The organism is Cysteiniphilum marinum (assembly GCF_014857925.1).
Taxonomy (GTDB): Bacteria; Pseudomonadota; Gammaproteobacteria; order Francisellales; family Francisellaceae; genus Caedibacter; species Caedibacter marinus.
Genome location: NZ_JACYVZ010000014.1, coordinates 25,165 through 38,991, shown reverse-complemented (window position 1 = coordinate 38,991; position 13,827 = coordinate 25,165). Strand labels below are relative to the sequence as shown.

The 13,827-nt window shown below is 38.3% G+C and carries 13 protein-coding genes; 11 read left to right on the top strand and 2 right to left on the bottom strand.

Annotation, left to right across the window (positions count from 1 at the left end; translation table 11 throughout):
• Positions 1-10: 10 nt before the first annotated feature.
• The 5 genes from IE867_RS07895 (at position 11) to IE867_RS07875 (ending at position 4,442) form a co-directional block, all read left to right on the top strand.
• A complete protein-coding gene (locus IE867_RS07895) occupies positions 11-1,081 on the top strand; it encodes a recombination-associated protein RdgC (RefSeq protein ID WP_192484187.1) in 1,071 nt (356 codons plus the stop codon).
• A gap of 29 nt (positions 1,082-1,110) precedes the next feature.
• The gene (dnaB, locus tag IE867_RS07890; protein WP_203249776.1) at positions 1,111-2,493 is read left to right on the top strand and encodes a replicative DNA helicase; all 1,383 of its coding nucleotides are present in this window, start codon (positions 1,111-1,113) and stop codon (positions 2,491-2,493) included.
• 48 nt (positions 2,494-2,541) lie between these two features.
• Positions 2,542-2,778 (top strand): hypothetical protein, encoded by a 237-nt coding sequence (locus tag IE867_RS07885; RefSeq protein ID WP_192484185.1) that lies wholly within the window; start codon positions 2,542-2,544, stop codon positions 2,776-2,778.
• A complete protein-coding gene (locus tag IE867_RS07880; RefSeq protein WP_192484184.1) occupies positions 2,771-3,142 on the top strand; it encodes a type II toxin-antitoxin system PemK/MazF family toxin in 372 nt (123 codons plus the stop codon). The genes IE867_RS07885 and IE867_RS07880 overlap by 8 nt, the downstream gene beginning before the upstream one ends.
• Positions 3,143-3,218: 76 nt before the next feature.
• Positions 3,219-4,442 carry an aminotransferase class V-fold PLP-dependent enzyme gene (locus IE867_RS07875; RefSeq protein WP_192484183.1) on the top strand — a complete coding sequence of 408 codons (1,224 nt, stop codon included), beginning with the start codon at positions 3,219-3,221 and terminating at the stop codon, positions 4,440-4,442.
• Positions 4,443-4,553: 111 nt separating this feature from the next.
• Here IE867_RS07875 and typA read toward each other — a convergent pair whose 3' ends face one another.
• On the bottom strand, positions 4,554-6,371 hold the full coding sequence (typA, locus tag IE867_RS07870) for a translational GTPase TypA (protein ID WP_192484182.1): 1,818 nt from the start codon (positions 6,369-6,371) through the stop codon (positions 4,554-4,556).
• Between the two features lie 431 nt (positions 6,372-6,802).
• Here typA and IE867_RS07865 point away from each other — a divergent pair, with 431 nt between their 5' ends.
• Together IE867_RS07865 and IE867_RS07860 are read left to right on the top strand one after the other, a co-directional pair.
• Positions 6,803-7,000: a type II toxin-antitoxin system HicA family toxin gene (locus tag IE867_RS07865; RefSeq protein ID WP_119343483.1), complete on the top strand. Its 198-nt coding sequence runs from the start codon at positions 6,803-6,805 to the stop codon at positions 6,998-7,000.
• Positions 7,001-7,008: 8 nt separating this feature from the next.
• A complete protein-coding gene (locus tag IE867_RS07860) occupies positions 7,009-7,464 on the top strand; it encodes a type II toxin-antitoxin system HicB family antitoxin (protein ID WP_192484181.1) in 456 nt (151 codons plus the stop codon).
• A gap of 368 nt (positions 7,465-7,832) precedes the next feature.
• On the opposite strand, the gene IE867_RS07855 is transcribed toward IE867_RS07860, so the two are convergent.
• Positions 7,833-8,486, bottom strand: a complete 654-nt coding sequence (locus IE867_RS07855; RefSeq protein ID WP_192484180.1) for a DedA family protein — start codon at positions 8,484-8,486, stop codon at positions 7,833-7,835.
• Between the two features lie 203 nt (positions 8,487-8,689).
• Here IE867_RS07855 and IE867_RS07850 point away from each other — a divergent pair, with 203 nt between their 5' ends.
• The 4 genes from IE867_RS07850 (at position 8,690) to groL (ending at position 13,805) form a co-directional block, all read left to right on the top strand.
• Positions 8,690-9,520 carry a tail fiber protein gene (locus tag IE867_RS07850; protein ID WP_192484179.1) on the top strand — a complete coding sequence of 277 codons (831 nt, stop codon included), beginning with the start codon at positions 8,690-8,692 and terminating at the stop codon, positions 9,518-9,520.
• Between the two features lie 86 nt (positions 9,521-9,606).
• The gene (locus IE867_RS07845) at positions 9,607-11,385 is read left to right on the top strand and encodes a TIGR03546 family protein (RefSeq protein WP_192484178.1); all 1,779 of its coding nucleotides are present in this window, start codon (positions 9,607-9,609) and stop codon (positions 11,383-11,385) included.
• Between the two features lie 337 nt (positions 11,386-11,722).
• The gene (locus IE867_RS07840) at positions 11,723-12,010 is read left to right on the top strand and encodes a co-chaperone GroES (RefSeq protein WP_192484177.1); all 288 of its coding nucleotides are present in this window, start codon (positions 11,723-11,725) and stop codon (positions 12,008-12,010) included.
• 148 nt (positions 12,011-12,158) lie between these two features.
• On the top strand, positions 12,159-13,805 hold the full coding sequence (groL, locus tag IE867_RS07835) for a chaperonin GroEL (RefSeq protein ID WP_192484176.1): 1,647 nt from the start codon (positions 12,159-12,161) through the stop codon (positions 13,803-13,805).
• Positions 13,806-13,827: the final 22 nt, after the last annotated feature.

Genomic DNA, 13,827 nt, shown 5'->3' with positions numbered 1-13,827 from the left:
GGTAATAATTATGTGGTTTAAAAATTTAGCATTATTTCAATTTACAGAAAACTTTACAGTCAGTGCCGAAGCGCTTGAAAAACAATTAGCCGAGCATGCATTTAGTCCGTGCTCAACAAGTGCACCCATATCAATGGGCTGGGTATCACCAATGGCACAAGATATGCCATTAGTACATGCAGCTTCTGGTTTTATGATGGTGTCATTTAAAATACAAGAAAAGATGGTGCCAGCGGGTGTTATCAAAGAAATCTTGGATGAAAAAGTTGAGGAAATTGAGCTAAGAGAATCACGTAAAGTCAAAAAGAAAGAAAAAGATACGTTAAAAGAAGAAATCTATCAAAGCTTATTGCCGCGCGCCTTTACGCGCAATACGGTTATTAATGGGTATATTGACACGCAAGCAGGATGGCTTATTGTCAATGCCTCATCCGCTAAAAAGGCGGACACGTTAACCGTTAATTTACGTAAGGCATTAGGCAGCTTGAAGATTCGTATTCCTGAGGTATTACCAGTTTCTATGCTATTAACTCAGTGGCTTAAAACGAATGAATATCCACAAGATCTAACGATTGAAGATCAATGTGTATTGCAAGATAACAAAGATGCTTCAGGCATTATCCGTTGTCAGCGTCAGAATTTGTTTACCGATGATATTTTGTCATTAATTGATTCAGGGCGTGAAGTGATTCAGTTGGGATTATCATGGCAGGATCAGTTGAGTTTTGTTATCAATGATGAGTTTATGCTGAAATCATTGAAGTTTTTAGAAGTCGTTCAAGACAAAGCCAATGATATTGTTTCCGAAACCAAACAAGAACGCTTTGATGCTGACTTTATTATTATGGCCGAAACCTTGCGTGAATTTATTGATTTTATGATGCAGATTTTTGCTAAAGAGGCGCAAGAGATTGAAGCTTCTGATACGACAAATGCAATGACTGATATGAGTCCGATTGAAAATGGCGAAGAAATAAGTCAAGCACATGATGAAGATGATGCGCCATGGGAAGAGAATGAAGCAACAGATGATACACTTGATACTTCAGTTGGCATATCAGTTGATCATCAAAACCAGTAATGTGATATTGTATGCATCCGAATGAAGTAATGTCTTTAAATAATCAGCTTGAGAATATCAAGCGACCACCATCCTCAATCGATGCTGAGCGTTCGGTCATTGGTGGGCTGATATTGGATAATGAGGCATGGTTTAAGATTGAAGAAATCTTGCGCCCTGATGACTTTTACAGTACACAACATCGCATTGTTTTTCGCCAAATGCAAAAGCTTATTAAAGATGAATCACCTTTTGATATCATCACTTTAAGTGACTCATTATCAAATGAGAAACTGTTAGAGCAAGCAGGCGGACTGCATTATTTAGCTGAGATTGCCAAAAATACGCCAACGGCTGCTAACGTTGTTGCCTATGCTGAAATTGTTAAAGAGCGCTCAAAATTACGCGTACTGTTAAATACGGCAACCGATATTGCCAATATGGTTTATGTGCCAGAAGGGCGTAAAGCCGAAGATATCTTGGATGTAGCTGAGCAGAAAATTCTATCTATTGCTGAGAGTGATACTCAGCGTAATGATGGGCCTAAGTCCGTGCGCGATATTATTCCTAATGTGATTGATCGCATTGATGCAATGATGGAAGCAAGTGATGGTATTACTGGTATCTCCAGTGGCTTTACCGACTTGGATGAGCTAACTTCAGGCTTGCATCCGGCGAATTTAGTGATTGTTGCCGGACGCCCATCAATGGGTAAAACAACCTTTGCCATGAATTTGGCTGAGAATGTTGCCAGAGGGGCTGAAAAACCTGTACTTGTCTTTAGTTTAGAGATGCCTTCAGAAGATATTGTGCTTAGAATGATTTCATCTCTTGGTCGTGTTGAGCAAAATGCACTAAGAAATGGTCGCCTAGAAGATGAACATTGGGCAAAGATCACAACGGCAATGGAAGTGTTATCCAAAGATTTCAATATGCATATTGATGATAGTGCGGGATTATCTCCTGCTGATATGCGCTCACGTGCCCGTAAACTCTATAAAGAGCAGGGCGGCTTAAGCATGATTGTTGTCGATTATTTGCAGTTGATGAAAGTGCCAGGTTATGAAAACAACCGTACTCAAGAGGTCTCAGAAATCTCTCGTGCTTTGAAGTCTCTTGCCAAAGAGTTGAATGTCCCTGTCGTTGCATTATCACAGCTTAATCGTGGTGTTGATGATCGTGCTGATAAGCGCCCTATGATGTCAGATCTGCGTGAATCTGGTGCGATTGAACAAGACGCTGATGTGATTATGTTTGTTTATCGCGATGAGGTTTATCATAAGGATAAGGAAGACAATAAAGGACTTGGTGAAATTATTATCGGTAAGCAACGTAATGGTCCAATTGGCAGTATTAAAGTGCACTTTGAAGGGCGCTTCTGTCGATTTGCTGATTTAACCTTCGAGCAAAGTGTACCGTTTGGAGTGCATTAAATATATTTTATGATATACTAAAAAATATTTAAAAATATGGAGATTGCTATGTCAACGATTTCATTAAAGTTGGATGATTCACTCGAGAAAGAGAGTATGCTAATTGCAAAGTCGCTAGGTTTATCTAGAACTAAATTTATTACTCATGCTATTGAGCATGAAATAGCGCGCATAAAACGCAAAAATGAACGTAAGAAAATAGCACAATTTTTAGTGCAAATGAATGGAAATACAGATTATCAAAAAGAATTGAATGAGATTGAAAAAGGTTTAGACGATGATTAAATACCTTAAGAACTCTGGTGTGTATTTGGCGAATTTAAACCCAAATAAGGGCAGTGAAATTGGTAAAAAAAGACTAGTTATTGTATTAACGCATCAAAGCTTTCTTGATAATGATATCTCTCCTATATTTATTTGCCCTTTAAGTACACAGTCATATGATAAAAACCAAATTTTGCACATAAAAATAACGGCAAGAGACTACTTGCAACAGGATAGTTTTGCTTTGCCTGAGCAATGTCGATCAATATCAATGGCAAGATTAGAGCCGACATTGATTACCAGTATTACAGATAAAGAGAGACAGGAAATCTTCAGTAAATTGGACTTATTAATCGGGTTTAAAGAAAATATCAATAATTTTTAATTGTTTGGTCTATGCCATTGATATCATTTTGGCATAGAATGATGGGGTTAATTAACTACAGTAACAGAGCATTCTAGTGTTAGATATACAAAAAATTCGTCAAGACTTTCCTTTTTTAAAGCAAACGATTCATGGCAAGCCCGTGGTGTTTTTGGACACGGGCGCATCAGCGCAAAAGCCAAGTATCGTCATTGATGCGGTGAAAGATAGCTATACCAATGATTATGCCAATGTTCATCGTGGCGTGTATTATCTAAGTGATCAAGCGACAGAGAAATACGAGGGCACGCGTAAGATTGTTCAGCACTTTATCGGTGCGCAAAAGATGGAGGAAATTATCTTTACCAAGGGCACGACAGAGTCGATTAATTTAATTGCAAGCTCGTTATTGGATCAGTATTTTAACGTCGGTGATGAGATTATCATTACCGAGATGGAGCATCATGCCAATATTGTGCCATGGCAGTTGATGAGTCAACATAAATCATTGAGCATTAAATATATACCCGTAACCGATAAAGGTGAGCTTGATTTATCTGTATTACCCACGCTGTTAACAGATAAGACAAGACTTATCTCATTAACGCATTGTTCAAATGTGTTGGGGACGATTAATCCGATTAAAGAAATTATACAAAATATTCGCAAAACGCATCCTGATGTCGCTATTGTGGTTGATGGTGCGCAGTCTGTTGTACATCAAAAAATTGATGTGGTTGACTTGGACTGTGATTTCTTTGCCTTTTCTTCACATAAGCTCTATGGCACGACAGGTGTTGGCGTGTTATATGCCAAAGAGAAATGGCATAAATTAATGTCTCCTTATCAAGGCGGCGGTGATATGATCAAGCATGTGACAATGAATGAGACGACATTTGCTGATCCGCCGTATAAATTTGAAGCCGGAACCCCCGATATTATCGGCGTGATTGGTCTATCTAAAGCGATTGAGTATGTCCAAAGTATTGGGCTTTGTAACATTAAAGCACATGAAGAAGCGTTACTTCACTATGCCACAGAAAAATTGCAAAGTATCCCGGGGCTTAGAATATTAGGCCAAAGTGCACATAAAGCGGCAGTTATTACGTTTGTCATTGATGGCTTTCATGCGAATGACTTGGGTACGTTACTGGACTTATCTGGCGTGTGTGTGCGTACAGGACATCATTGCGCACAACCGTTATTACAACGCTATAACGTACCATCAACAGTGCGTGCATCGTTTGGTATTTACAACACCAAAGAAGATGTTGATATGTTGGTTGAAGGACTGCACAAAGCGATTAAGATGTTGTCTTGAATTTGCGGCGAATTGTTTAATGTACGCGATTTAAGTTTAAGCGTGCCCGGAGCTAAGCCAAAGGGCACGCATAGATAAGTGGCTTAGACTAACGCTCAGCCAACGAGTTGATTATTCTTTTGAACGTGAGTGACGCTTACGATCTGATTCAGTTAGCATTTTCTTGCGTAGACGGATTGATTTTGGTGTGATCTCAACGAGCTCATCATCTTCAATAAACTCTAATGCATACTCAAGAGTTACTTTGATTGGTGTCGTTAAGACGATACTTTCATCTTTGCCAGAGGCACGTACATTGGTCAGCTGTTTGCCTTTGCATGGATTAACAGTTAAGTCATTATCACGTGAATTAATACCGATAATCATCCCTTCATAGACTTCAATACCATGACCAATAAACAGCTTGCCGCGTTCTTGCAGGTTAAATAAAGCAAAGGCTAATGCTTTACCCGCGCAGTTTGAAATCAAGGTGCCATTTAAACGTGATTCAATAATCCCTTTTTTCATCGGACCATAATGATCAAAGATCTTATTGATAATGCCAGTACCTGAGGTAATGGTTAAAAATTCAGTATAAAAACCAATTAAACCACGCGATGGAATGACAAACTCTAAGCGTACACGACCTTTGCCATCTGGCTCCATATTTCTAAGCTCACCTTGGCGCAAGCCCATTTTCTCCATCACAGAACCTTGATATTGCTCATCAACATCAATAATGGCTTGTTCATAGGGCTCACACATTTCACCATCAATTTCTTTAAAGATCACATGTGGGCGCGATACAGCGATTTCAAAACCTTCACGACGCATATTCTCAAGTAAGATAGATAAGTGAAGCTCACCACGACCAGAAACTTTGAATTTATCAGGGTCATCTAGTTGCTCAACACGAAGGGCAACGTTGTGTAAAAGCTCTTTTTCCAAACGATCTTTGATTTGACGAGAAGTGACAAATTTACCTTCGCGACCGGCAAATGGAGAATTGTTCACTTGGAAAGTCATTGAAATTGTTGGTTCATCAACAGATAGTGGCGGAAGCGCTTCAACACAATCTAATGCACAAATAGTGTCAGAGATATTAATTCCCTCAATACCGGTGATGCAGACGATGTCTCCGGCGGATGCTTCAGGCACTTCAACACGTTCAAGTCCCATATGTCCTAGTACTTGTAATACACGACCTTGTCTTGTGTTGCCATTTTTATCAACAATGCTTACTGGTGTATTGGTTTTGATCTTGCCACGTTTGATGCGACCGATACCGATAGTGCCAACAAAGCTTGAGTAATCTAATGATGAGATCTGCATTTGAAATGCACCGTCTTGATCGACTTCAGGTGGCGTCACACACTCAACAATCGTTTCAAATAGTGCATTCATATTGTCGGTAATATTATTTTCATCCATTGTCGCAAAGCCATTTAATGCTGATGTGTAGACAACAGGGAAGTCAAGCTGCTCATCAGTGGCACCTAATCGATCAAATAAATCAAAAACTTGATCCATCACCCAATCAGGGCGTGCACCTGGGCGGTCAATCTTGTTAATAACAACAATAGGCTTTAAGCCACGAGCAAATGCTTTTTCAGTAACAAAGCGTGTTTGCGGCATTGGACCATCAACGGCATCTACTAAAAGTAGTACAGAGTCAACCATTGACATGACACGCTCTACCTCACCACCGAAGTCAGCATGTCCTGGGGTGTCGACGATATTGATACGATAATCATTCCATTTAATGGCAGTGTTCTTGGCAAGAATCGTGATGCCACGCTCTTTTTCTAAATCGTTGGAATCCATTACACGCTCAACATCAGCGCCACGCGTTTGTAAAGTCCCTGATTGTTGTAATAGTTTATCAACCAGTGTTGTTTTACCATGGTCAACGTGTGCAATAATCGCGATATTACGTAAATTTTCGATCATAAAATTATATTCTTTAGAGTTATCGTAAATTGATTAGTGATTGTACGGTCACATTTAAAATACGCAATGTTTTTTTGTGAGATCTTCTATATCCATATTAAAATTCAACCTGTCGATTGTTATTCATCCATGGATTTGAGTATAGATGATAAAAAATATTTTGTTGATTGATTACTCTTAAGAAGGGTCGGATAATGTGGCATTGAGTTTTACTAACCCATATTTTAATAAGTGTCTGTAGATTCGGGAATATAAGTAATTCGGTCACAGGTTACTTCTGGATATAATTGGAGTTTTAACTTCGCTCCTCAATACGCACCTTCTTGGGTGAAATCTTTGTCGGTAAATGTATAAGCTGATTTCAGGCTGAATATTATTTGCATATCATGGTATGCATACTATAATATATAAAAACGGTTGATGACACTAAGATGCCTGTTAAGCCTCAAGACATAATTAAATTACTGGAAAAGCAAGGTTGGCTTTTAATCAGAAAAGGAAAAGGTTCACATCTTGTCTATGGCAAGGATGATAAGAAGACCATTATTGCCATGCATAAAGGGAAAGATGTGCCCAAGTCGACGGTTAGGCAAATCGAAAAACAAACTGGTATTAAAATTATTAAATAGGTGGATAGATGAAAGATAATTTAAATATAAGTTACCCTGCAACTATTGCAGAAGAAAAGCAAAATGATGGCACGGTTTGTTATGTTGTTTCTTTCCGTGATTTAGAAGGCTGCAATACTTATGGTGATAATTATGAAGAAGCCAAAGCCATGGCAAAAGAAGCCTTAGATTTATTGCTTGAGTGCATGCTGGCTGACAATGATGAAATCCCAGCGCCAAGCGTGAGAAAAAAAACTGAGATTGCAATTTACCCTAGTCCTAAAATAGCTGTGCCACTGCTTTTGAAGCTAGCTAGAGAAGAACAAAACAAAACAATTACCAATATAGCAAGCTTGCTCGACGTACCTTATCAGAATTATCAGATGTTGGAGAAAGGCAAAAGAAAAAATGTGACCATATCGACACTTACGAAAGCATTTAATGCTTTAGGATATGAAGCTGAGATTGTGTTGCATAAAATGTAAAAATGAAGTAACTACCCAGCGGGTTAGATTTTGATGCCTTTAGCAAACACTGGCAAATAAGGTTTTAAATAATCACTTTCTTAAATGAGGGTATTTTGAATTTTTAAGATCAATGACCCAGTTTACGGTGGTTAGATGAAGGATTTTTTATTAAGTTGCTTAATGAATTTTCAAGGGCAAGTTTAACAAAATTAAGATCTTATTCCTGTCTTAACTTTGCTAAACACCCTATCCTCCCCCCAGAGTATTGCAATGATGTATTAGCTTTCTTTATGAACTTGCTAAGATGGGGGGTAGATTATCAACAATCTGTTAATTAATAAACATACTGAATCATACGAAATGTATCACATCTGAAATGGACGGAATTAACAGCTCTTTTGTTTTTTAAGTGAGCGACGCTTTTTAATTATTTCAATAATTGCAGGCATGATTGAGACAAGAATAATGGCAATAACAAGATAGCTGAAGTTTTCCTGCATAAATGGAATATTACTAAAGAAATAGCCAAGATATGTGATTGATCCGACCCAAATAAATGCTGCAATAACACTTAAAGTGATAAAGCGGCGATAGGGCATCTCTCCCATGCCAGCGGCAAATGGGGTGAATGTGCGAATGATTGGCACAAAACGCGCGATAATAATGGCTTTGGCACCATACTTTTCAAAAAACTGATGGGTTTTTTCAAGATGAGATGTTTTAAGAATTTTAGCATCTGGTTTAAATAATTTCTCACCAAACAAATGACCCACCCAATAGTTAACGTTATCACCCAAAATAGCAGCGAATGCTAGTACAAATACCATCAAATGAACATTTAGATTGGTGGTTGCAGTAATAATGCCAACGGCAAATAATAAAGAGTCACCGGGTAGAAAGGGCATAATCACCAAGCCGGTTTCACAAAAAATAATTAAAAACAACAGCGCATAAGTCCAAAGACCAAAGGTGTTAACCAGTGTGTTCATGTGAACATTTAGGTTGAGCACAAAGTCAATAAGGTAGTGTATCAAATCCATAAAATAGCGAAGGCCTTCTTTAAGCAAAATTGAGTTGGCTGCATTATAACGAGAGATTGCTAGAGGAGCTATGAAAACATGTGAATTACAGTAGAAGCGCATTAGCTCAATTAAAATGCATCGATTGTAAATATCGGTGGTAAATCTTGATTTTATTACTACCCTTTTAATAAACATGAAAATTAAACAATAGGGCTTATGATATGATTATAAGATGTATGTTATCTTTATGGGCGATGCTTTGGGGTGTTGCAATTGCGAATGAATGTGTTGTTGGAGATATTAAGTTATTTGCCTTATATGACAATAATACGAGATTAGAAAACCTGCATGTTACTGATGGGAGTCTATTGTCAGTGGCGGAGTATCGAAGTTTATCATCGGTCTTAGGGAATAGATTCGGTATGACACTAGATGAGGAGAAGTTTTACCTCCCAAAATTAAAATTTCCCAATACTATGACCAATTATCTGACTTACTTTATTTGCACCAATGGTAATAGTTATGACAATAATGGTTCTTATTATTACACATTAACTCAAAGCGTATTAAAGCCTCAAGTTAAACTCGGAGAAGGATTTATGATTGCAAATGGATCTTTTGTACCTTATGAAGAGGATCAAAAGATTCCTCAAAATCTTTCTAATGAGCTTATTAGTGAGGACCCTAAAGGTATTTATTTGCCAATCATCCCAAGCTTAAAAACTGATGGCATAGTACAAGAGATTAACTATGCTTTTTATCTTGGAAATAAAGGTATGGAATCAGATGAGGAACACTTGTGTATTGTCGGCGAGATTGTACTGCTTAGTATCGATGCTAAAAAAGCGGAGGAACAATATGGCGATAGGTATTTGCCAACAGATGGTAGAGTCATTGATATAAATGACAATATAGTTTTATGCGCAGTAATTGGAGATAAGTATGGATACACTGGTAAAGGGAGTAATTTTCAACTTCCATTCGTGGAATCAACATACAAAGGTACTGGTTACTATATTTGTGCTCGTGGCTTATTTCCACATAGGGTTTAAGTCAAGCATTAAGCGTATCAAGCTTGAGTGAATATGCTTTTTAGACTACAGTTTGTTTTGAGAGTCGATTTAGAAAGGATATCACGATGAAATTTATCAAAAAACTTATAGCGATTATTACGGGGCAATCTAATCCAATGCAGTTATTTTTAGCGGCGTTATTTGGTTTCTTATTAGGGTTTATGCCGGGATTTCAATATTCGCCATTTATCTATCTTGTTGCCGTTTTGCTTTTGTTGTTATTAAATGTCAACTTAGTCGTGGCAGCCATTATTTTTGCGGTTGCTGAAATTTTATCTTTTGTTTTAGAGGCGTTATCTTATCATCTGGGGACTTGGTTATTAGATGGCTTTTTGCAACCTTTATTTAAATGGATGATTAACGCACCAGTATTAGCGTATGCTGGATTTGATTATTATCTGGTGAGCGGCAGCTTCATCTTGGCAATCATTTTGGGTGTGATTGTGGGCATTTTGCTTGCGCGATCTGCCAAAACTATCAAAGTTAAGATGGCGACCCTACAGACTGAAAAAGAAGCTTACAATAGAATTATTAATAAGCGATCTATCAAAGTCATATCATGGGCTGTATTTGGCAAATCAGCACATAAAATTGATTGGGTTCAGTTGCGTGATAAAAAACTGAAGCATCCGTTTCGTTGGTGGGGTGTGATCGTAACGGTTGTGATCATTGTTTTGTTATTTGTTATGAGTAGCTTCTTGCAGTCGCAAGTTGTCAAAAATATTTTAGTTACTCAGCTAACTAAAGTTAATGGCGCGACAGTAGATATAGGTCAACTTGATATTGATGCTTTAGATGGGAAAATAGTTATCAAGGATCTAGCTTTTGCGAACCCTGATGATTTATATCAAAATAGTTTCTTTGCAAAAGAGTTAAAAGCTGAAGTCAATGTAAGCGCACTATTGGCAAAACGCCTTGAGCTAAGTGATGTGGTTGTTGATCGTGTACTAACAAATAGTAAACGTCAAAGCAAAGCCTCATTATATGCTAATACAAGTACAGAAAGTGATACTGCAACGCCAGTTGATGATAAATCAAAAATAGCAGACTCAGCCAAAGATGTGAGCAAAAAGGATGAAACACAACAATTTGATGTGCGTCATTACATTAAAAATGCCAACGAATATTATGACTATCTTGCTAAGCTTGTGCGCGTGATTAAATGGCTAGCACCTGAGCCGGTTGCTCAGGAAGATAAAGTCATCAGCAAAGAAACTAATGATGTTATACCAGTCTATCAATACGCACAAAGGCAGGCATTGCACCTAATCGAGCAATCACCAACCCTTGTGATTGCTAAACTCATGGTCAACAATATTCATTATAGTGATGAGTTACAATTAAATGTCAAAGCAAGTAATCTTTCAACGCAACCGTGGCTGACCATCGCGCCGACAAAAATTAATATTGTTAGTGCCGATAAGACCGTGAATATTGATTTTGTTAGTGCGAATAATAGTCGAATTGCGCCAAGCTTTGGTTTAATGCTTAAAAGTATGCCGGCGGATAAACTGTTAAGTGATATTAAGTTTGGTAATAGCTTTAATCTCACGGCTAAGACATATGATATTAGTATGCATGGATCTTGGGGCTGGCAATCTGGTGATATTCAACTGAATGCGCCTGCAAATATTACATTTTATGATGCGAAGCTTAATGCCGGTGGTGTTAATCAGTCATTAGCCAAACTGCCACTGAAATTTAATGTCAAAGGTAGTTTAGCTCATCCAGTGATTGAGATGGATAATGCTCAATTACAAAACATCTTAATTGAGTCAGGCACCAGTGCAGTGAAGGATCGATTAAAAGATGAGTTAAAAAAGAGATTGCCGATTGGTTGGTGATACATATAATAATGTTGAATGTTGAATGTTGAATGTTGAATGTTGAATGTTGAATGTTGAATGTTGAATGTTGAATGTTGAATGTTGAATGTTGAATGTTGAATGTTGAATGTTGAATGTTGAATGTTGAATGAGTGTGAATTTTATCCAAACAATGAATCATCTCTGGGTGAGGTCAAAAGTAAAATTTTGATTGCGAAATCATCAATTGCTTTGCTCTTAAAAAATAAATCAAAAAACTTTAAAATTTTTTCTTGAAATGCAAATTGCTATCACCATATTTTTGCCTGCAATAAACAACTAATGTTTAACAATAGGTTAAAAAAGGAGTCTAAATATGGCAATTCGCCCTTTACATGATAGAGTGTTGGTTCGTCGCGCTGAGGAAGAAGAAAAATCAGCAGGCGGGATTATCTTAACGGATAGCGCTAAGGAAAAACCAATGCAAGGTACGATTATTGCAGCAGGTCACGGTAAGGTTTTAACAGATGGCGGCGTGCGTGCGCTTGATGTTAAAATTGGTGATAAAGTGTTATTCGGTAAGTACGCAGGCAATGAAGTTAAAGTTGATGGTGAAGAGCTATTGATGATGCGTGAAGAAGATATCATGGGTGTGATTGAATAATCTTTGACATGGCAGTGTTCTTGGTAGGTTTTTGTAGGGGCGTATTGCATACGCCCAATACTGAGGATAATGCCAAATCATATAATTAATTTTTTAAAAGTAAAATTTATAATTAGAAATAAACAAAGAAATTTAAGAGGAAAGAAACATGGCCGCTAAAGAAGTAATGTTTTCAGATGACGCACGTACTCGTATGCTAGAGGGCGTTAATACATTGGCTAATGCAGTAAAAGTAACTTTAGGTCCTAAAGGACGCAATGTGGTACTTGAGAAATCATTTGGCGCACCGGCAATTACTAAAGATGGTGTATCTGTTGCTAAAGAAATCGAATTAAAAGATAAATTTGCCAACATGGGTGCGCAAATGGTTAAAGAAGTAGCATCAAAAACTGCTGATATTGCAGGTGATGGTACAACAACGGCAACTGTTTTAGCTCAAGCTTTATTAACAGATGGCTTAAAAGCGGTTGCTGCTGGCATGAACCCTATGGATCTTAAGCGCGGTATAGATAAAGCAACGATTAAAGCGGTTGATGCATTAAAAGCATTGTCTAAGCCATGTGCTGATAATAAGGCCGTTGAGCAAGTTGGTACAATTTCAGCAAACTCTGATGCAACAGTTGGTGAGCTAATTGCTAAAGCAATGGCTAAAGTTGGTTCTGAAGGTGTGATTACTGTTGAAGAAGGCAAAGGCTTTGAAGATGAGCTAGATGTTGTTGAAGGTATGCAATTTGATCGCGGTTACTTATCTCCATATTTTGCGACTAATCAAGAGAATATGACGGCTGAGCTTGAGAACCCGTACATTTTAATCGCTGATAAGAAAGTCTCTAATATCCGTGACTTACTACCGGTATTAGAGGGTGTTGCTAAGTCTGGCAAGCCATTATTGATTATCGCTGAAGATGTTGAAGGTGAAGCATTAGCAACATTAGTTGTTAACAATATCCGTGGAATTGTTAAAGTTGCAGCGGTAAAAGCCCCTGGTTTTGGTGATCGTCGTAAAGCAATGTTAGAAGATATTGCTATCCTAACTGGTGCGACAGTTATTGCTGAAGAAGTTGGTTTGACATTAGAAAAAGCAACGGTTGAGCATTTAGGTACGGCTTCACGCGTTCAAATTACTAAAGATGATACAACAGTAATCGATGGTGCTGGTCAAAAAGGCAATATCGAAGCACGTGTTGCGCAAATCAAAAAGCAAATTGAAGAATCAACCTCTGATTATGATCGTGAGAAGCTTCAAGAGCGTTTAGCTAAGTTAGCCGGTGGCGTTGCTGTAATCCGTGTAGGCGCTGTGACTGAAGTTGAAATGAAAGAGAAAAAAGACCGTGTTGACGATGCGCTTCATGCAACGCGCGCTGCGGTTGAAGAAGGTGTTGTTGCTGGTGGTGGTGTTGCACTACTTCGTGCGCAAGCTGCTCTTGAGACGCTTAAAGGTGATAATGAAGATCAAGACCATGGTATCGCATTAATGCGTCGTGCGATGGAAGCGCCTTTACGTCAGATCGTTAAAAACGCAGGTGGTGAAGCCTCAGTTGTTGTTAATAACGTTCGCGCTAAAGATGGCAGCTATGGCTACAACGCTGCAAACGACACATATGGCGATATGATCGAGATGGGTATCTTAGATCCAACGAAAGTAACGCGCTCAGCATTACAACATGCGGCATCTGTTGCCGGTCTTATGATCACAACAGAAGCAATGGTTGGCGAGATTAAAGAAGACAAAGCTGATCCGGCTGCTGCAATGGGCGGCATGGGTGGAATGGGCGGTATGCCTGGCATGATGTAATCATCAGCTATCCACAATTATA